This window comes from Allobacillus saliphilus (assembly GCF_018138385.1).
Taxonomy (GTDB): domain Bacteria; phylum Bacillota; class Bacilli; order Bacillales; family Alkalibacillaceae; genus Allobacillus; species Allobacillus saliphilus.
The window spans coordinates 60,758-80,094 of sequence record NZ_JAGSIE010000016.1; the positions used below are offsets into that span (position 1 = coordinate 60,758).

Genomic DNA, 19,337 nt, shown 5'->3' on the forward strand with positions numbered 1-19,337 from the left:
TATTTGAATGAGATACATATCTATTTGCTAGGAGGGGTGGGGTATGAGAATTGGAGTACCCAGAGAGATTAAAAATAACGAAAACCGTGTCGCTTTGACACCAGCTGGCGTTGTGTCTTTTGTAGAACAAGGACATGAGGTTTATGTAGAAACGAATGCAGGTGAAGGTTCTAATTTTACCGATGACCAATATGCTGAGGCGGGGGCTACGATTGTTTCAACCGCAAAAGAAGCTTGGCAACAAGAGATGGTTATGAAAGTAAAAGAGCCATTGGAAGAAGAATTTGATTATTTTTATGAAGGGCAAATTCTTTTAACATTCCTTCATTTGGCGAATGAACCGGAAGTAACGAAAGCGTTGATTGATCGGAAAGTAATTGGTATCGCTTACGAGACAGTTCAATTACCGAATGGCGCATTGCCACTATTGACACCGATGAGCGAGGTTGCTGGACGAATGGCCTCACAAATCGGTGCGCAGTTTTTGGAAAAAACAAAAGGTGGTAAAGGTGTTCTCTTAGGTGGTATTCCAGGTGTGGTACCAGGGAATGTCACTGTCATCGGCGGTGGTGCTGTCGGAACGGGTGCTGCGAAAATTGCAGTCGGTTTAGGTGCAAATGTAACGATGTTGGATGTGAATGCTGCCAGACTTCGTGAGCTGGATGACTTGTTCGGCAATCAAGTGAATACAGTTATGTCGAATCCGTTAAATATTGAGCATGCGGTTGCGAATTCAGATTTAGTGATCGGCGCTGTCTTAATTCCGGGTGCTAAAGCGCCAACATTAGTAACGGAAGCTATGGTGAAGAAAATGTCACCAGGTTCTGTAATAGTTGATGTTGCCGTTGACCAGGGCGGAATTTTTGAAACAATCGACCGGGTGACGACGCATGATAATCCAACGTATGAAAAACACGGCGTTGTTCATTACGCAGTAGCGAATATGCCAGGAGCTGTTCCACGTACGTCAACCATTGGCTTGACAAACGTTACAGTCCCATACGCTTTACAAATCGCTAATAAAGGATACAAAAGAGCGTGTGAAGATAATGAGAATTTACGTAAAGGAATTAATACATTGGATGGCTATTGCACCTTTGAAGCGGTTGCAGAAGCACACCAATTGGATTTTAAAGATGTCACTGAGTTGTTAGCTTCAAAATAATAAAAGCTGTCCACCGTCGACGAATGACGCTGGACAGCTTTTTTAAAGATATTGCTACAGTTGAATAAGATCTTTAGTGAATGTGGTTAACGTCTCTGCACCTTGCTTGGTGACAAAAACATCATCTTCAATGCGAACTCCACCAACACCTGGCAAATAAATTCCCGGCTCAATTGTGTAGCACATACCTTGTTGCAGTAGCGAATCATTATTTGAAGCGAGTGATGGGAATTCGTGGACTTCGATTCCTAACCCGTGTCCAATTCGGTGCATAAAATATTCACCATAGCCGGCTGCTTCAATCACTTCTCGTGCAGCACGGTCGATTTTACCGAGAGGAACTCCGATTTGGCTTACCTCTAACGCTTTCTTTTGTGCGTTTAAAACCGTTTGATAAATATCTTTTTGTTGGTCAGATACTTCTCCAATAGCAACTGTTCGAGTGATATCGGAACAATAACCTTTATGGACGACACCTAAATCCATTAACACAAAGTCGCCCGATTTCATCTTTGTTAGATCCGGATTTCCATGTGGTGCTGCCGATTTTTCCCCTGTTAAAACCGTCGTACCGAAAGACATTTCGCGAATGCCTTCTTTTTTTAGCGCAAATTCAATCTCTGCAATGAGTGAAAGCTCAGTCTGTCCAACTTCAATATGCTTGGTTGCAGTTTCAATAGCAAAGTCGGCATATTCAGCGGCTTCTTTTAAATAACGATATTCTTGGTCGTCTTTTATTAAGCGGAGATTATTTAAGATTGTTTGTCCATCAACTAGATCAGCTGTATGAAAAACACTTTTCAACTGCTCAAATCGATTAACATTCAATACTTCTTTTTCAATCGCTAAACGGTTTATTCCACTTATACCTGAGAGACTCTTCTTCAATAATTCCCATGGATTTTCGTGATCTCCATAATAGATGACATCCTCTGTAAACCCAGCATTTTTCACATCTTCTTCTTCAAGTGAAGGACAAATCAATAAGACATTTCCGCGAACATCTACATACAAAGCAAGTAAACGTTCATGGGCTTCTGCGTAAATATTGGTGTAGTAATACAAATTTGCTTTGGATGTCATGAAGACAGCGTCCATTTGTTCCTTTCTTAATTCTTTTGTCAGTTGTTCAATCCGTTCCATTTCGTCACCTCTCCAATTTTTGTTCTTATGTGTTATCCTATCGTAAGAAGGGAAAATAAGAAACTGTCTAAAACCCTTGATGTATGGAATTATTTAAAGGAGGTCTTTTCATGAAAGTATCTTATCACGCGCATTCTGTTGTAAAAGTTGAAGCAAATGGGAAAACAATTTTAATTGATCCGTTCATCACAGGGAATGAAAATTGCGATTTAAAATTGGAAAGTGTGAAAGCAGATGTTATTTTACTGACACATGGTCATAATGATCATGTAGGAGATACTGAAGAAATCGCCAAAAATAATAATTCACTTGTCATAGCACCATTTGAATTGGCAAATTATTTAGGCGATAAAGGGTTAAACACTCATCCAATGCACATTGGTGGATCACATGAATTTGACTTCGGAACGGTTAAGCTGACGCAAGCGTTCCATGGATCTAGTTATACAGAAGAAGATGGCACGATTGTTTATACTGGCATGCCAGCTGGGATTATTCTCACGATTGATGGCAAGACCATTTATCATTTAGGTGACACAGCACTATTTACGGATTTGAAAATGTATGGAGAAATGCACGACATAGATTTAGCTTTCGTTCCAATCGGAGACAACTTCACAATGGGACCAGCAGATGCGAAATTGGCTTCGGAATGGATTCAAGCGAAACAAGTCGTTCCAATTCATTACGATACATTTCCAGTTATTGAACAAGATCCTAATGCCTTTGTTGAGAAGTTAGGCAAAGGAGTAGGGAAAGTGATGAAAGCTGGAGACATGGTTGAGTTATAAGAGTGATGTAATAGATGCCACGAGGCTTGCCTCGTGGCTTTTTCATTATTGCATTTCGATAATTTAGTCGCCTTTTTGCTTGGAAGTGTAGGCGTCTCAACACCCGAATGGTGCTCGAATGTGTTTATTTGGTCGAATAGAAGCGCTCTATTCCCCCGAACGGCGCTCGTAAATTATCCTACGGTCGCATAGCAGCGCTCTACTCCCCCGAACGGCGCTCGTCTATTTTCCTACGGTCGAATAGACGCACCCTATCCCCCCGAAAGGTGCACGCATATTTTCCATTGGTCGCATAGAAGCGCTCTATTCCCCCGAACGGCGCTCGTAAATTATCCTACGGTCGAATAGAGGCGCTCTATCCCCCCGAACGGCGCTCGTAAATTATCCTACGGTCGAATAGAGGCGCTCTATCCCCCCGAACGGCGCTCGTATATTTTCCTACGGTCGAATAGAAGCACCCTATCCCCCCGAAAGGTGCACGCATATTTTCCATTGGTCGAATAGAAGCGCTCCCCCCGAATGGCGCTCATATATTTTTCTTTGGTCGAATAGAAGAGGTTTTTTGAAATAAATGCAGAAGTTCTAACGTATCTAAAATCTTTACAAGCTTTATAGATCCGAAGACAAGATCAATCCAATATGACTCAATAATTTTCATTTATCATGAAAAATTGAACCGCATGACCTATTAGGGGTATAATAAGAACAAGAATTTATCATTTGAATCGGGTGAAAAATATGCTGACAAAGCACGAACAAATTTTAAAATACATTGAAGAGCTACCGGTTGGTACGAAAATTTCCGTACGGTTGATTGCTAAAGAGTTGCATGTGAGTGAAGGAACAGCATATCGGGCAATTAAAGAAGCGGAAAATACTGGATTCGTTAGCACAATTGAACGAGTGGGAACAATCCGCATTGAGAAAAAGAAAAAGGAAAACTTCGAAAAGTTGACGTTCGCTGAAATCGTCAATATTGTAGATGGCCACGTACTCGGCGGAAGAGCGGGCTTACATAAAACATTGAGTAAGTTTGTAATCGGAGCTATGCAACTAGAAGCGATGATGCGCTATACCGAGAAAGGTTCATTGCTTATTGTCGGAAACCGTGTAAAAGCCCAAGAAAAAGCTCTTAGTGAAGGTGCAGCGATTTTAATTACAGGTGGCTTTGATACGAGTGATTATGTAAAAGCACTAGCCGATGAATATGAGTTGCCGGTCATCTCTTGTACATATGATACCTTTACGGTGGCAACGATGATTAACAGGGCGATCTACGACCAATTAATCAAAAAAGAGGTTACGTTAGTCGATGATCTTTATACACCTATTGATCACTCAGTGAACATAAGAAGCGGTGATTTGGTTAAAAGATGGCATGAGCTGAACGAAGAAAGTAAACATAGTCGTTATCCGGTTTTGGATGATAACAATCGAGTGGTAGGTATATTAACGTCAAAAGATGTCATTGGGAAAAACGAAGACATGAAAGTTGATAAAGTAATGACCAAAAACCCGATTACAGTCAAAGCAATGACTTCTTTAGCAAATGCGGCACATACAATGGTATGGGAAGGAATTGAATTATTACCTGTTGTGGATGAAAGTGATGTGTTTTTAGGAGTAATCACTCGTCAGGATGTCATTAAGGGGTTGCAAAATTTCCAACGACAACCACAAATCGGTGAAACAATTGATGACATTGTCCAAAAAGAGTTGATTTACGATGAAGAAAAGCAATTGTTTGAAGCAGAGGTAACGCCACAATTAACGAACAATCTAGGTACCTTATCGCATGGCGTGTTTGCTTCATTCGTTGCAGAGGCTTGTAATCAAGTATTAAAAAGAAACAAAACAGGCGACATGGTCATCGAAAATTTATCGATTTACTACATGAAGCCTGCTCAGTTAGGGAACCGTTTAATTGTTACGACTGAAATTCTTGAATCGGGTCGTAAATTTGCTAAGGTAGACGTTCAAATTTCATCAGACTTAGGACTTGCTGGAAAAGCAATGGTCATGGTGCAATTCATTGACCGTTAGCATCAGTCACTTAGGCGAATAATTTCACCACGGTAATGTTTATATAACCGATAACCATAAACGATTTGAATAATGCCTAGAATTATAAACAGCAAGCAAACGAAAAGAGCCAATTGAGTTTGATAGTAAACATATTGGTTTGCTCCAAATGTCGCAATAAAAATACCTAATGCAATCCGTGCTTTTGCGTTCGTGAAGCGCATCGTTAATGGATCTTTTTGGCTGATAATCTTCACTTTAAAATAAATATATAAAACGAAAGATACGACAATCAGTGTAATAAATATTGGCATGAAAACTCCTCCTAGAATGATAACTTCTTTTATTGTACAGATTGTCTAATAAAAATTCTAGCCACCGAGACGACAAAGGTATGGCAAAAAATTGAATGAACATGATTTTTTTAGTAAAGGGGTGCAGTTGATGACAGAACAAATTATTGAACTCATCGAAAAATATAACAAAATTATTATCCACCGACACGAACGTCCAGATCCGGATGCTTACGGATCACAAGCAGGTTTGGGAGAAATCATTCGACAATCGTTTCCAGACAAAAAGGTTTTGCTAGCGGGGGAAGAAGAGATGTCATTAAACTATCTCGCTCGCTTGGATGATTTTTCAGATAAAGAGTACGATGGGGCGTTGGTTATTGTATGTGATACAGCGAATGAAGAACGAATTAGTGATCAACGGTATTCCCTTGGTGAGGTCGTCGTTAAAATTGATCACCATCCAAACCGTGAACCATATGGAGATTATATGTGGGTTGATCCTTCAGCCTCGTCAACAAGTGAGATGATTTATGAGTTATATGTTGCCGGAAAAGAGCGTGGATTCCAATTGAATCGAGAAGCGGCAAGACTATTGTATGCTGGTATTGTAGGTGATACGGGTCGCTTCTTATTTCCAAGTTCAACAAATCGTACATTTGAAGCGGCAAGAGAATTAGTTAAATATGATTTCGATCGAGATTCGTTATATGACAGCATGTACCAAGTTCCTCTTAAAGTTGCTCGTTTGAAGGGCCACTTACTTCAACAAATGGAGCCAAGAAAAAGTGGGTCTGCAGTTTTTCGGTTGTCGAAAGCATTGTTGGATGAATACGGAGTAACGAGTGAAGAAACACATTCATTTGTTGGTATTGCAGGTGACATCCAAGAAGTGATTGCGTGGGTATTCTTTATTGAAGAAGATGATGTAATTCGCGTCAGATTACGCTCAAAAGGACCTGTCATAAACGAATTGGCTTCGAGATATAATGGCGGTGGGCACCCAATGGCTTCTGGTGCAAAGGTATATACGTGGAATGAAGCTGACTTGTTAGTCAAAGAGTTAGATCGGATTTGCGAAGACTATTTAGCAGATACTAATTTAGAACAATAAAAAAAACTGGTCGTTCTTTCGACCAGTTTCCCACTTATATATCAGGAAAATCAATGACTTAAGTAAGAATGATATCTGTTTTGAGCAATCTGATCCGTGCGATTATTGTGCTTTGTTCAATTGTTCCGGTATGAACCAGCACCCTACATTGGTACGTTCTATTAAAATGTTCAAATTATGACGATGAATTCTTCGGTTGACGAGACGGATGACCTCTTCTGATTCAGCGAAAGCCGAATATCCATTCATCAATAAAGCAATCTTGTCGTTAGCGATTCGTTGTGTGTGAATTACTTTCATCATTACCACTCCTTCGCAAAAAGAAATCTATTCTCTTACAATTATATTTTATCCCATCCATTTAGTTCCTAATTATTGAAAATAAAATTTTCTAAAAATGGACACATTTTTATGGACATTTTGTGAACTTCTTAAAGTGTTGCTCCTCCAGTTTCCACTGTTACCTCGACAGTAACCACTATGGTCGGAGCGACAGTCAAATGCGAGATTGTCACGGAGTAATTGATATCCCTGACATGATACGTTTGATTCTCAATCGTACGAATGAGCAAGTCTCTTTGCTCAGAAACAGAAGCAATGTTTCTGCCGATTACCGGATTGAGTTCGTCTTCAATTTTTTCAATCAATTCATATTCCGTAAATCGATCAAGTTCGAGATCTTTAGCATTGGATAAATTGATCTCAAACGATTGAATGGTTAGTTTTTCTTCATGTTCTTCATTTAGATGTTCTTTATCTTGTTTTAATAAATCATTCTCTTGCTTCACTTGCTTTAATTCAGTGCGGATTTCCATATTTTCTTCAATCCAACGTTCAGTATGTTTTCCATAAACAAATAAGAAGAATAAGTAACCGATAATGACTCCAGCCAAAACACCGAGAAAGAAGCTTTGCCATGTTCTTTTTTTGTAATAAGGCGGTATGTGCATATGCTTTCATCCAATCAGCGAATTTGGTTCTTTCATTTAAAAATCACCTTGCGTAATCCACGAAATAAGCATGAGAGAAGATTTGACGCCTCCCATAGCTGCAATAATTAATAAAATTTGTTTAATTAAATCAATGGTTGATGCCTCAAATATTCCTTTTTCAAATGTGGAAATCGCATCAAAAGTTCCGCCAATCGCTGCGACAATTGCCCAAATCCGAAGACGTTTGGCAGCAAGTATTAATTCAGAGATTGGAGGGTCTCCTGTTAAATAAGCACTGAGACTACCAAAAAGTGCACCACCTGTGAGTACGCCAAATGAAATGAAAAAGCATTTGATCATCGCAAAAATAAACCGTTCTTCCATTTGTTGACTTCCTCTCAATGCGTGACTTGTCCTATTTAGATTCTATGAATTGATTGGAATTGATATGTTGAGTTTTCAAGATATTCAAAGCTCAGCTATAATAGATAATAATGATTAACGTTAGTACGTAGATAAACAGGTAAGCTTGAAAGAATGGAAAAGACTTAGAAGGTGTGATTCCGATGGATTTTGTCCACTTACAAATACATAGTAGTTTTTCGTTAATGGAAAGTACAGTCGAACTTGAATCATTAGTAAGTGAAGCAAAGGAAAACGGTATGCACTCTTTAGCATTAACAGATCATGAGGTGTTATTTGGTGCATATCGGTTTTACGAATTATGTGTTCGGTATGGCGTGAAGCCGATTATCGGCATGACAGCTGATGTTTATATGGAATCCGAATATCGACCACTACGGTTTATTTTATTGGCTAAAAATATACGCGGGTATGAAGAGCTCGTTCAATTATCTAACAAAAAGATGGCGAATAATGAACCGATTCGCTTAGAAGATCTATCTGAATGTACTCATGTGATTTGTGTGTTGTCTGTTTATAACACATTCATTGAGGATTTAGTGTTTCTGGAAGATGACCAAACGATCCGAACGATTTATCAATCGATTGATTCGAAATTGAAGGATTGGTACGTATCTGTTCAACCTTATATTGAAAATGAACGGCTGAATCAATGGGTAGAGCAGATGGCCGAACATTACGCTGATCGGTTGATTGCTACCGTTGATGTTAGGTATTTAAAAGAGCGTGATAAAATTGGGTATGAGTCATTAGTGGCAATGAAGAAGCAGGCCTCCTTATCTTCCGTTCGTCAAAAGAATACAGGTGCTCACCATTTCGTAACCGGTGAAGAATTACCGAATGATTTTGTGAATAAATATCCAGAAGCCATTGAACGTACAATGAACATTGCGAATGAGTGTCACGTTCAATTTCCAGATCAATGGTTTGATTTGCCTCATTTTTCAACAAATGATGATGAAAAGTCGATTGATTATTTACGTGAGCTTTGTGAAAAACAATTGCAAGTTAAATGTGAAGAAAACGAGATGGAGCGCGCGAAGGACCGACTTGACGAAGAGTTGAAGATTATCGGTGAAATGAATTTTGCTGATTATTTTTTAATCGTTTGGGACTTCATGCGACATGCTCACAAAGAAAAAATACTGACTGGACCAGGAAGAGGATCGGCGGCAGGTTCTCTTGTTGCTTATTTACTTGGCATCACGAAGGTAAATCCTTTGGCATATGATTTGTTGTTTGAGCGTTTCTTAAATCCAGAGCGTAGATCGATGCCAGACATTGATATTGACTTTTCGGATTATCGTAGAGAAGAAATGATTCAATATGTCAAAAATAAATATGGGCAGCATCGGGTTGCTCAGATTATTACATTTGGAACATTTCAGTCTCGCTCGATTATTCGGGAACTTGCAAAAGTATTCCATATAACCGATGAACAAATGAATTGGTTACTGAAGCATTTACCGAAGCAGTCAACGTCACTAAAAAAACTTGTCCAAGAAAATGAAACCTATCGAAATTACATTCAAAAATCTCAGCAATTGATTCAAATGTTCCAAGCTGCATTTGTCATCGAAGGCTTGCCGCGTCACCATTCGACACATGCTGCCGGAGTAGTGATTAGTGATCGCTATCTTACAGATGCGGTTCCGGTTATCGAGGGGCAGGATGGGGTCTATTTAACTCAGTTTCCGATGCAAGACCTTGAAGCAATCGGTTTGTTGAAAATTGACTTTCTCGGTTTACGAAATTTATCATTGCTTGAACGGATGGTTCGTCAAATCCGAGAAAAAGAAGGAAAATCTATAGTTTTAGAAAAGCTGCCGAAGAACGATGCGAAAACGTTCCAATTATTGCGAGCGGGGCATACGACGGGCGTGTTTCAGCTTGAGTCGAGCGGAATGAAATCAGCACTTCGGCAAATTAAACCGAACCGCCTAGAAGATATCGTAGCAGTTAACGCGTTGTTTCGTCCTGGTCCGATGCAATTTATTGAAACGTATGCCAAGCGTAAAAATGGTCAGGAAGCCGTTTCATATATACATGATGATTTAAAACAAATCTTAAAAGAGACGAACGGTGTACTGATTTATCAAGAACAAATTATGCAGGTCGTTAGTCGGATTGCGGGTTTTTCTTACGGACAAGCAGATATTTTACGTCGAGCGATCAGCAAAAAAGATCCAGCTTCGATCGAAAAAATGAAAGATTTGTTTATGCAAGGAGCTAAAGCAAACGGCTATGAATCAACTGTAGCAAAAGAGATTTTTTCATGGATTGAACGATTTGCTGACTATGGTTTTAATAAAAGTCACGCTGTAGCTTACTCGATGATTTCATATCAAACAGCTTATTTTAAAGCGAATTACCCAGCTTATTTTTACGCAGAATTACTAAGCTCAGTCATTCATGATTCAACAAAGCTTGAGAAATATATAAAAGAAGCCAAACAAGTCGGTTTGAACGTATTACCGCCATCCATCAATGAAAGCTTCGGCAAGTTTACCGTCGAGGAACCGAACACAGTTCGTTTCGGCCTACTCGGCATAAAGGGATTTGGTCGACAGGCATTAATGGAAGTTTTAGAAGCACGTAAGCAACAACCGTTCAAGGACTTATTTGATTTTACGAGAAGAGTACGCTTGAATGTCATTACACAGTCGGCAATTGAATCACTCATCATCGTCGGTGCATTTGATTATTCGAATCGCAATCGTGCCCAACTACTCGCTTCAACAGTGCAGGCGATGGAACAAGGTGAACTATTTTCAAGTTTCAATGAACAAATGAATTGGAATGAAGATTTATTCCATATGGATATTGAATATACGCCTGCCGAACCATTCTCGGAGCTTAAAGAGATTAGCATGGAGAAAGAAGTGCTTGGATTCACATTAAGCGATCACCCATTAAAAAGTGTTCGAAGAAGTTTGCTGAAACGAGGTCTTGCTACCATCCAACAAGTTCGGAAGTTACCGGTAAAAAAACAGACAAAAACAGTCGCTTCAGTTGATGAAATTAAACAAATTCGAACGAAGCGTGGTGAGCAGATGGCTTTTGTTCAAATGCAGGATGAAACGGAAGCAATCGATGGTGTTATTTTTCCGCAAGTTTATCGCGAAATAGGTAGAACGATTGCCGAAGGAATGATTGTGGAAATTGAGGGGCGGACGGACGAACGGAATAATGAAAAACAACTCATTATTCAAAACGCTAAAGAAATAGACCTTCAACAACTTCCTAAAGATAGTTCGCAACTTGTCTTCATTCGTATTTACGAAAAAGAGAAAGATTACTTACAAATGATTAAACAAATTAGCAAGATGTATCCAGGAACAGCACCTGTCGTCCTTTATTTGGCAAATGAGAAAGAATCCTATAAGCTTTCTGTCCAGTATGATCTAAAGTTAAGTGAAGAATCCATTCATTATCTTGGAGAGGTATTCGGTCAGGAAAATGTCGTCATACAAAAAAGAAAACGATAAAATTTAAAACAGCAACCAGATTTATTTGTTTCGTAAAGGGGAAAGAACCTAGAGGCATTATAAATCTGGTTTTTTATTAGTGTTTTAAGAAAAAATAGTATTCCTAGATTAGAGAGTTATTGAAATATAAGATGCCTTAATTTTTAGTGGTTGATTGCTTTTTGATTATTTTTTGCTCTACTGTTTAGCTTAATTTCTTTACATGTGTACATGGTTTGTTATAATTAATTAGGTTAATGGTCAGACCAATTTATCTGTTTCAACGTTTTTATGAAGGAGTGGTACAAGTGGCAGATTTACGTGAGGAAGCACTTCACATTCATAAAGTGAACCAAGGAAAATTAACGACAAACTCAAAAATTCCAATCCGTAATGCAAGAGATCTTAGTCTTGCTTACTCACCAGGAGTCGCTGAGCCCTGTAAAGTAATTTATGATAATAAAGAAGCGGTCTATGACTATACAATGAAAGGAAATATGGTTGCGGTCGTGACAGATGGTTCTGCTGTTTTAGGACTCGGAAATATTGGCCCTGAAGCTGCTTTGCCCGTAATGGAGGGGAAGTCAACACTATTTAAGAGTTTTGCTGGTGTCGATTCTTTTCCTATTTCGTTGAACACGAATGACGTTGACGAGATCGTGAATACAGTAAAATTAATGGAACCGACATTTGGTGGGGTAAACCTTGAAGATATTGCTGCGCCAAATTGTTTTGTTATTGAGGACCGATTGAAAAAAGAAACGAGTATTCCTATTTTCCATGATGATCAGCACGGGACAGCAATTGTTACGGTTGCTGGGATGATCAACGCATTGAAAATCTCAGGAAAGAAGTTCTCAAACTCGAAAGTAGTTATTAACGGAGCCGGAGCAGCAGGTATCGCTATTATAAAATTATTATTTAGTGTCGGCGTCCGAGATATTATCATGTGTGATTCTAGAGGAGCTATATTTGAAGGACGTCCATACGGAATGAACGAAGTAAAAGATGAAGTCGCCAAAATGACAAACAAAGATAATATCGAAGGAACGTTGGATGAAGTTATTCAAAATACAGATGTATTTATCGGTGTATCTGTCGGTGGTGCATTGACGAAAGAAATGGTAGAGAGCATGAACGATGACCCGACAATCTTTGCCATGGCTAATCCAGATCCGGAAATTATGCCTGAAGATGCTAAAGAAGCGGGTGCCAAAGTGATTGGCACAGGACGTTCTGATTTTCCTAACCAAGTGAATAATGTCTTAGCCTTTCCTGGAATTTTCCGGGGAGCATTGGATGTACGTGCAACGCGAATTAATGAGCGGATGAAAATCGCTGCCGCTAATGCGATTGCAGAATTAGTTGCAGAAGATAATCTTTCACCGGATTATGTGATCCCTGACCCATTTGACAAGCGTGTAGCACCGGCGGTAGCAGCTGCTGTTGCGAAAGCAGCTATGGAATCAGGCGTCGCGCGAATTGAAGTTGACCCAGAAGACATACGTAAGCGCACAGAAGAGCTTACGATGATTAATGAAAAATAAATGGACAGAAGATTGAGGTGCCTTTTATGACAAAAGACACAAAATCAAAAGTTTATCAAGAAGTATTGGAAGAAATACGCAATTATATTGTCGATCATCAATTGCAAGATGGTGATCGACTCCCTTCTGAAAGGGAATTGGCTGAACAGTTAAACGCTGGGCGTTCTTCTGTCCGTGAAGCTTTACGAGCGATTGAGCTTTTAGGTTTGATAGAAACTCGACATGGAGAAGGAACGTTTCTCAGATCCTATCAACCTTATTATTCGGTTGAAATCTTGTCGACATTTATTCTGCAAGAAACGAGGTCCCAACAAGAAGTACTTCAATTGAAATTATTACTCGAATCTCAAGTACTATCGAATCTTAGTGGGCAAATTTCAATAGATTTTTATAAAAAGTTATTATCGATCATCGTCGAATTGCCGAAAGAAAAGCTACATACATTTCTGTTTACAGAGTTGTTTAAGGCAACGGGCAATCGACTACTCATAAAAATTTGGCATCTACTCGAAGGATTCAGTAATCCAATCTCATTTGAACTACAAAATCATTCATTTTATGAGCAATTATTGTTTTGGGTCAAAGAAAATAAAGCTGAATCAGCAATAGAAGCACTGGAAAAGGTATATACACTCGAATAATGAAGTTTGCTTAGTGATCATTTTTGACAATTTTCACGGTAGACTTCCTGTATGTTTATGGTGTGTACACGCAAAGGAGGAATCCCGTTGTTACGAGATATTTTTAATAAAAAAAGAAAATATGCCACAATATCAAAGCAAGCAGAACGAGAAGATGTCCCAGAAGGGTTAATGATGAAATGCCCTTCATGTAGAAAGATATACTACAGAAAAGAATTAGAAAAAAACAATCTGATTTGCTTGAATTGTGATCATCATCATCCGATGTCAGCGAAAGAACGGATTCATGCATTGATGGATGCAAACACATTTGAAGAGTGGGATGTCCAACTGACTTCCGCAAATCCACTTGAATTTCCGGATTACATAGAAAAAGTGGAAAAGGATCAGAAGAAAACAGGTATGAATGAAGCGGTTATGACAGGTAAAGGAAAAATAAATGGTTATGAATCGGCTATTGCTGTAATGGATTCACGCTTCCGGATGGGTAGTATGGGATCTGTCGTCGGGGAGAAAATCTCAAGAGCGATTGAAAAAGCAAGAGAAGAAAGATTGCCAATCATCATCTTCACCGCATCAGGCGGAGCACGTATGCAAGAAGGCGTACTCAGTTTAATGCAAATGTCGAAAACCTCTGTCGCATTGGAACGTTTTAGCCGTTCAGGCGGGTTGTTCATCTCGTATATGACGCATCCGACAACAGGTGGTGTTTCAGCCAGTTTTGCTTCTTTAGGTGATTATAATTTTGCCGAACCGAAAGCGTTGATCGGTTTTGCTGGTCGAAGAATCATAGAGCAGACGATCCGAGAAAAGTTGCCCGATGATTTCCAAACGGCTGAATTTCTGTACAAGCATGGTCAATTAGATCGTGTTATTCATCGTTCGGAAATGAAAAAAATAATAACGACGATTCTAGATATTCACCAGGATGGAGGTGATCGCTCATGAAGAAAAACGTCCTTCCTTTTGAGAAACCAGTTGTGGAGTTAAAAGAGAAGATTGCTGAACTGAAAAAGATTTCTGGTGAGAGTGAAGTCGATTTATCAGAAGAAATCGACCGCTTGGAAGAGCGGCTGGAGCATTTGGAACGCGAAGTATATGAAAACATGGCCCCATGGGACCGTGTTCAAATGGCTAGACATGCGGAGCGACCGACTACGTTGGATTATATCGAGCAACTTTTTACTGATTTCCTTGAAATGCATGGTGATCGTTATCACAGTGATGACGAAGCGATTGTCGGAGGGATTGCCAAGTTTAATGGTCAACCTGTAACGGTGATTGGACACCAGCGAGGTAAAGACACGAAAGAAAACATCCGTCGCAATTTCGGAATGCCACATCCTGAAGGGTATCGGAAAGCATTACGATTGATGTATCAAGCAGAAAAATTCGATCGTCCTATTATTACGTTCATCGATACAAAAGGTGCTTATCCAGGTAAAGCTGCTGAAGAGCGAGGGCAAAGTGAAGCCATTGCAAAGAATCTTCGTGAGATGGCAGGATTAACTGTTCCGATTATTTGCATTGTAATCGGTGAAGGCGGTAGTGGCGGCGCTTTAGGTATCAGTGTTGGTGACAAGCTATTCATGTTGGAAAACTCAACTTACTCGGTTATTTCTCCAGAAGGAGCAGCGGCCTTACTGTGGAAAGACTCCAACTTAGCTAAAAAAGCGGCAGAATCGATGAAAATAACTTCGTATGATCTTGAGGAACTCGGTGTAATTGACGGTGTCATCGAAGAAGTTCAAGGTGGCGCACATCGTGATATTGATAATCAAGCGAGTAAGATTAAAGAAGTAATTGAATCTTCCTTGCACGAATTAAGTCAATTAAGTGAACAAGAATTATTGGATCAGCGTTGGCGTAAATATGAAAAAATCGGTTCGACAACTTTCGTCTTAGAACGTACAGAAACTCCTGTAAATGAGTAATACCAAGAACTGCCCTACTTGTTATTGGTACAAATAAACAAGGGGGCACTTTTTATTAATGTGTAACCTTATAGAGGGCCAAAGCCAACCTTTCGATGGATCAAAAGAATTTTATTTGAACTTTACCCCGTATGACATGATTTTTACCTAGTAGTTGATTTAGAATATAGGGAGATGGTTCAATAATATGAATTACTTACTGCCTTTATAGAGAGTGAGATGAGGTGAAGTTATGAAACGTATCGGTATTTTAACGAGTGGCGGTGATGCGCCAGGAATGAACGCTGCAATCCGTGCAGTTGTCAGAAGCTGTATTTATCATGATATAGAAGTATTTGGCATTTATTATGGTTATCAAGGGTTAATCGATGGTGAAATTAAGCAACTGGATATCGGTTCCGTTGGCGATATTATTCAAAAAGGTGGTACAATGTTGTTTTCCTCTCGTTCTGAAGATTTTAAAACGGAAGAAGGCCAACAAAAAGCCATTGAACAGCTGAACCGTTACGGGATTGAAGGGTTAGTCATCATTGGTGGTGACGGCTCCTTTAAAGGTGCGAAAAAACTCACAGAAAAAGGCTATCCATGTATCGGGATTCCAGGCACGATTGATAATGATATTGCTGGAACTGACTACACGATCGGATTTGATACGGCATTGAATACAGTCATTGAAGCAGTCGACAAAATTCGGGATACCGCTACATCCCATGAGCGTATCTATGTCATTGAGGCAATGGGTAGAGATGCTGGCGATTTAGCACTGTGGGCTGGACTTGCTGGTGGTGCAGAAAGTATTTTAATTCCAGAAATTAAGACAAGCTATGATGACGTTATTCAAAAAATCAAGCGAGGCCATGAACGCGGAAAAAGACATAGCATTATCATGTTGGCTGAAGGAGCGGGTAATGCTTACGACATTGCCGAACGAATTAAAGATCAGCTGAATTTCTCAACTCGTGTCACGATATTAGGCCATACACAGCGAGGTGGCTCGCCGAGCGCTTATGATCGTGTTATTGCGAGTCGTTTTGGGGCTTATGCCGTTGAATTGCTGTTAAATGGAAAGCAAGGCCGTATGGTCGGATTGGAAAACAACCAATTTGTCGATCATGATCTTACAGGGAATTTTGATAAGAGTAATCAAGAGATAGAAGAACTATATAACTTATCTAGCCAACTATCTATATAACTTTAGGAGGTAGTGACCTTATGATTAAAAACAAAACAAAAATTGTATGTACAATCGGACCAGCGTCAGAGTCCGTGGAAACGTTGAAGAAATTAATCGAAACAGGAATGAATGTTGCGAGGTTAAACTTTTCTCATGGAGATCATGAAGAACACCGTAATCGAATTCAGAATATCCGCCAGGCTGCTGAAGAAACTGGCCGTTCGATTGCAATTATGTTAGATACAAAAGGACCGGAAATTCGTACTGGCCAGTTTAAAGGCGGTCAAGCATATTTAGAAGAGGGTTCAACCGTCTTTTTGACAATGGATGACGTAGAAGGAACAGCCGAGCGTTTTTCTTTAACGTATAGTGGATTGATTCATGATGTTCATCCAGGCTCAAAAATCTTGCTTGATGATGGACTTATCGGTCTTGAAGTTAAAGCAATTCATGAGGACAAAAATGAAATCGAAACTGTTGTACAAAATTCTGGTGAAATTAAAAATAAAAAAGGTGTTAACGTTCCAAATGTGAGCGTAAACCTACCAGGTATTACAGATAAAGACGCAGAAGATATCTTGTTCGGAATTGAAGAAGGCATTGACTTTATTGCGGCATCCTTTATTCGTCGCGCATCAGATGTGTTGGATATTCGTGAGCTATTAGAGAAAAACAATGGCGAACATATCCAAATTATTCCGAAAATCGAAAACCGAGAAGGCGTGAACAATATTGCTCAAATCCTTCAGGTTAGTAATGGAATCATGGTAGCACGAGGTGACTTAGGTGTTGAAATCCCAGCAGAAGAAGTACCGTTCGTTCAGAAAAAGCTCATCCATGAGTGTAATTTAGCTGCAAAACCAGTCATTACAGCTACACAGATGCTAGATTCCATGCAACGAAACCCAAGACCGACACGTGCAGAGGCAAGTGACGTAGCGAATGCCATTTATGATGGAACGGATGCAATTATGTTATCCGGTGAAACAGCTGCGGGTGATTATCCTGTTGAATCGGTTGAAACGATGTATAATATTGCTGTTTATACGGAAAACAAGATTTCGCAATTAAATACCTCAAATAATCGATTTAAAAACGAGGATAAAAATATGACTGATGCGATTAGTCACTCGGTTGCCAATTTAACAGAAGAACTTGAATTGAACGCTATCGTCACACCGACGGAAAGCGGGAATACTGCACGGATGATCTCAAAATATCGTCCGAACGCACCGATTATAGCCATCACTTTCAGGGAGAGTGTCAATCGACAATTAAATCTCGTGTGGGGAGTGCATCCAATCCACGGAGAACGCGTGAATTCAACAGATGAGATGTTAGGATTAGCCGTAAGCCGAAGTCTTGATTCGGGGTACATTCAGCGTGGAGATCGAATTGTAATCACAGCAGGTGTTCCTGTCGGTCAAAGTGGCTCTACCAACTTAGTTAAAGTTCACGTTGTCGGAGATATCGTCCAAAAAGGCCAAGGAATTGGTGATAAAGGTGCTTCCGGTAAAGTCATTATTGCTGAAAATGCAGAACAGTTAGAGGAAAACTTTAAAGACGGTGACATTATCGTTGCAACGGGAACAGAAAAAGAAATGATGCCGTGGATTAAAAGAGCGGCTGGAATCATAACAGAAGAAGGCGGATTGACCAGCCACGCAGCGATTGTCGGCTTAAACTTAGAGCTACCAACAATCGTCGGCGCGAAAGAAGTGACGAGCTTGTTATCGAATGGGGATGAGATTACACTTGATTCAGAAACGGGTAATATTTATCTAGGACGAACTTCGATCATATAGAAGGTGAATAAATGTTTCGATTGTTATTTTTATTAATTGTTGTTTTCTCAGTCATCGAAATCGCAATCTTTGTTTGGCTTGGAAACGTAACGAGTATTTGGTTCGTGTTAATCGGTATTATTTTGACAGGTATCGCAGGTGCCTTCTTAGCCAAATGGCAAGGAATTAGTACACTGAATAGCGCCCGTCAAGCAATGGCTAACCGCCGTATGCCAAAAGATGAAATTTTCGACGGGATTGCGATTTTAATCGGAGCAGTTTTATTGTTCACGCCTGGGTTTCTTACTGATTTAATTGGTTTTCTTTTATTGATACCAACGACTCGTAGACCATTCAAACTTTGGGCACAAGCACAGCTGTTATCGATGATTAAAAAAGGATCAGTCAAAAGATTTCATATATACCGAAGATAGAATAGATAAAACCTGAACGACACACTCGTTATGTGTTATCGTTCAGGTTTTTTTGGTTGAATAGGCGATCGACACCTAATGGGTTCCTATTTCATGAGGAAATGTTATCGAGAAGTGCTCTCGAGCCGGAAAAGGCTCTGTTTTCTGGTTGAAATGTCGTTGAGAAGTGCTCTCGATACCCGACTGGCTTCGTTCTCTTGTTGAAATGTCATTGAGAAGCCATCTCGATACTCGAATGGCTTTATTCTTGTGTTGAAATGTCATCGAGAAGCGCCCTCGATACCCAAATGGTTTCGTTCTGTTGCGGAAATGTCATTGAGAAGTGCTCTCGATACCCAAATGGCTTCATTCTTGTGTTGAAATGTCATTGAGAAGTGCTCTCGATACCCAAATGACGATTAAGTCCATATAATTGTGTAAAAAGAATAGGTCATCCTTCTCTCCTGTGTTAAAGTGATTTCAACCACAAAATA

17 protein-coding genes are annotated in these 19,337 nt (G+C 39.7%); 12 read left to right on the plus strand and 5 right to left on the minus strand.

What is annotated here, in order from left to right; translation table 11 throughout:
* Window positions 1-43: 43 nt before the first annotated feature.
* The gene (ald, locus tag KC820_RS06455; RefSeq protein ID WP_212369447.1) at window positions 44-1,165 is read left to right on the plus strand and encodes an alanine dehydrogenase; all 1,122 of its coding nucleotides are present in this window, start codon (window positions 44-46) and stop codon (window positions 1,163-1,165) included.
* A gap of 54 nt (window positions 1,166-1,219) precedes the next feature.
* Here the strand turns inward: ald and KC820_RS06460 are convergent, their stop codons facing one another.
* Window positions 1,220-2,308, minus strand: a complete 1,089-nt coding sequence (locus tag KC820_RS06460; RefSeq protein WP_212369449.1) for a M24 family metallopeptidase — start codon at window positions 2,306-2,308, stop codon at window positions 1,220-1,222.
* A 110-nt stretch (window positions 2,309-2,418) separates the two neighbouring features.
* Here KC820_RS06460 and KC820_RS06465 point away from each other — a divergent pair, with 110 nt between their 5' ends.
* Window positions 2,419-3,099 (plus strand): metal-dependent hydrolase, encoded by a 681-nt coding sequence (locus KC820_RS06465; protein ID WP_212369452.1) that lies wholly within the window; start codon window positions 2,419-2,421, stop codon window positions 3,097-3,099.
* A gap of 738 nt (window positions 3,100-3,837) precedes the next feature.
* Window positions 3,838-5,142: a DRTGG domain-containing protein gene (locus tag KC820_RS06470; RefSeq protein ID WP_144088086.1), complete on the plus strand. Its 1,305-nt coding sequence runs from the start codon at window positions 3,838-3,840 to the stop codon at window positions 5,140-5,142.
* Between the two features lie 2 nt (window positions 5,143-5,144).
* Here the strand turns inward: KC820_RS06470 and KC820_RS06475 are convergent, their stop codons facing one another.
* A complete protein-coding gene (locus KC820_RS06475; RefSeq protein ID WP_212369454.1) occupies window positions 5,145-5,435 on the minus strand; it encodes a YtpI family protein in 291 nt (96 codons plus the stop codon).
* Window positions 5,436-5,565: 130 nt separating this feature from the next.
* Here KC820_RS06475 and KC820_RS06480 point away from each other — a divergent pair, with 130 nt between their 5' ends.
* Complete coding sequence (locus tag KC820_RS06480) at window positions 5,566-6,528, plus strand: DHH family phosphoesterase (protein ID WP_212369456.1); 963 nt, start codon at window positions 5,566-5,568, stop codon at window positions 6,526-6,528.
* Between the two features lie 102 nt (window positions 6,529-6,630).
* Here the strand turns inward: KC820_RS06480 and KC820_RS06485 are convergent, their stop codons facing one another.
* The 3 genes from KC820_RS06485 to KC820_RS06495 all read right to left on the minus strand — a co-directional run bounded on the left by KC820_RS06485 (window position 6,631) and on the right by KC820_RS06495 (window position 7,844).
* Window positions 6,631-6,828, minus strand: a complete 198-nt coding sequence (locus KC820_RS06485; protein WP_212369458.1) for a YtzJ family protein — start codon at window positions 6,826-6,828, stop codon at window positions 6,631-6,633.
* A 131-nt stretch (window positions 6,829-6,959) separates the two neighbouring features.
* Entirely contained in the window at window positions 6,960-7,478 is a 519-nt protein-coding gene (ytrI, locus tag KC820_RS06490; RefSeq protein WP_212369460.1) for a sporulation membrane protein YtrI, read from the minus strand.
* Between the two features lie 36 nt (window positions 7,479-7,514).
* A complete protein-coding gene (locus KC820_RS06495) occupies window positions 7,515-7,844 on the minus strand; it encodes a YtrH family sporulation protein (RefSeq protein WP_212369462.1) in 330 nt (109 codons plus the stop codon).
* 182 nt (window positions 7,845-8,026) lie between these two features.
* Here KC820_RS06495 and dnaE point away from each other — a divergent pair, with 182 nt between their 5' ends.
* The 8 genes from dnaE (at window position 8,027) to KC820_RS06535 (ending at window position 18,864) form a co-directional block, all read left to right on the plus strand.
* Window positions 8,027-11,371: a DNA polymerase III subunit alpha gene (gene dnaE / locus KC820_RS06500; protein WP_212369464.1), complete on the plus strand. Its 3,345-nt coding sequence runs from the start codon at window positions 8,027-8,029 to the stop codon at window positions 11,369-11,371.
* A gap of 236 nt (window positions 11,372-11,607) precedes the next feature.
* Window positions 11,608-12,897: an NADP-dependent malic enzyme gene (gene ystJ, locus KC820_RS06505; protein ID WP_212369466.1), complete on the plus strand. Its 1,290-nt coding sequence runs from the start codon at window positions 11,608-11,610 to the stop codon at window positions 12,895-12,897.
* 26 nt (window positions 12,898-12,923) lie between these two features.
* The gene (locus tag KC820_RS06510) at window positions 12,924-13,538 is read left to right on the plus strand and encodes a FadR/GntR family transcriptional regulator (protein ID WP_212369469.1); all 615 of its coding nucleotides are present in this window, start codon (window positions 12,924-12,926) and stop codon (window positions 13,536-13,538) included.
* A gap of 87 nt (window positions 13,539-13,625) precedes the next feature.
* On the plus strand, window positions 13,626-14,486 hold the full coding sequence (gene accD / locus KC820_RS06515; RefSeq protein WP_212369472.1) for an acetyl-CoA carboxylase, carboxyltransferase subunit beta: 861 nt from the start codon (window positions 13,626-13,628) through the stop codon (window positions 14,484-14,486).
* Window positions 14,483-15,472, plus strand: coding sequence for an acetyl-CoA carboxylase carboxyl transferase subunit alpha (accA, locus tag KC820_RS06520; protein ID WP_212369476.1), 990 nt, complete (start codon window positions 14,483-14,485; stop codon window positions 15,470-15,472). Before accD ends, accA begins: the two co-directional genes overlap by 4 nt.
* A gap of 232 nt (window positions 15,473-15,704) precedes the next feature.
* A complete protein-coding gene (pfkA, locus tag KC820_RS06525; protein WP_212369479.1) occupies window positions 15,705-16,664 on the plus strand; it encodes a 6-phosphofructokinase in 960 nt (319 codons plus the stop codon).
* A 20-nt stretch (window positions 16,665-16,684) separates the two neighbouring features.
* Window positions 16,685-18,451 carry a pyruvate kinase gene (gene pyk / locus KC820_RS06530; protein WP_212369482.1) on the plus strand — a complete coding sequence of 589 codons (1,767 nt, stop codon included), beginning with the start codon at window positions 16,685-16,687 and terminating at the stop codon, window positions 18,449-18,451.
* An 11-nt stretch (window positions 18,452-18,462) separates the two neighbouring features.
* Window positions 18,463-18,864, plus strand: a complete 402-nt coding sequence (locus KC820_RS06535; RefSeq protein WP_212369485.1) for an FxsA family protein — start codon at window positions 18,463-18,465, stop codon at window positions 18,862-18,864.
* The last annotated feature ends 473 nt before the right edge of the window (window positions 18,865-19,337 follow it).

Bases quoted from the DNA above. Each gene is read 5' to 3' on its own strand.
- ald (WP_212369447.1), top strand. From the start codon at position 44: ATGAGAATTGGAGTACCCAGAGAGATTAAAAATAACGAAAACCGTGTC.
- KC820_RS06460 (WP_212369449.1), bottom strand. From the start codon at position 2,308: ATGGAACGGATTGAACAACTGACAAAAGAATTAAGAAAGGAACAAATG.
- KC820_RS06465 (WP_212369452.1), top strand. From the start codon at position 2,419: ATGAAAGTATCTTATCACGCGCATTCTGTTGTAAAAGTTGAAGCAAAT.
- KC820_RS06470 (WP_144088086.1), top strand. From the start codon at position 3,838: ATGCTGACAAAGCACGAACAAATTTTAAAATACATTGAAGAGCTACCG.
- KC820_RS06475 (WP_212369454.1), bottom strand. From the start codon at position 5,435: ATGCCAATATTTATTACACTGATTGTCGTATCTTTCGTTTTATATATT.
- KC820_RS06480 (WP_212369456.1), top strand. From the start codon at position 5,566: ATGACAGAACAAATTATTGAACTCATCGAAAAATATAACAAAATTATT.
- KC820_RS06485 (WP_212369458.1), bottom strand. From the start codon at position 6,828: ATGAAAGTAATTCACACACAACGAATCGCTAACGACAAGATTGCTTTA.
- ytrI (WP_212369460.1), bottom strand. From the start codon at position 7,478: ATGCACATACCGCCTTATTACAAAAAAAGAACATGGCAAAGCTTCTTT.
- KC820_RS06495 (WP_212369462.1), bottom strand. From the start codon at position 7,844: ATGGAAGAACGGTTTATTTTTGCGATGATCAAATGCTTTTTCATTTCA.
- dnaE (WP_212369464.1), top strand. From the start codon at position 8,027: ATGGATTTTGTCCACTTACAAATACATAGTAGTTTTTCGTTAATGGAA.
- ystJ (WP_212369466.1), top strand. From the start codon at position 11,608: ATGGTCAGACCAATTTATCTGTTTCAACGTTTTTATGAAGGAGTGGTA.
- KC820_RS06510 (WP_212369469.1), top strand. From the start codon at position 12,924: ATGACAAAAGACACAAAATCAAAAGTTTATCAAGAAGTATTGGAAGAA.
- accA (WP_212369476.1), top strand. From the start codon at position 14,483: ATGAAGAAAAACGTCCTTCCTTTTGAGAAACCAGTTGTGGAGTTAAAA.
- pfkA (WP_212369479.1), top strand. From the start codon at position 15,705: ATGAAACGTATCGGTATTTTAACGAGTGGCGGTGATGCGCCAGGAATG.
- pyk (WP_212369482.1), top strand. From the start codon at position 16,685: ATGATTAAAAACAAAACAAAAATTGTATGTACAATCGGACCAGCGTCA.
- KC820_RS06535 (WP_212369485.1), top strand. From the start codon at position 18,463: ATGTTTCGATTGTTATTTTTATTAATTGTTGTTTTCTCAGTCATCGAA.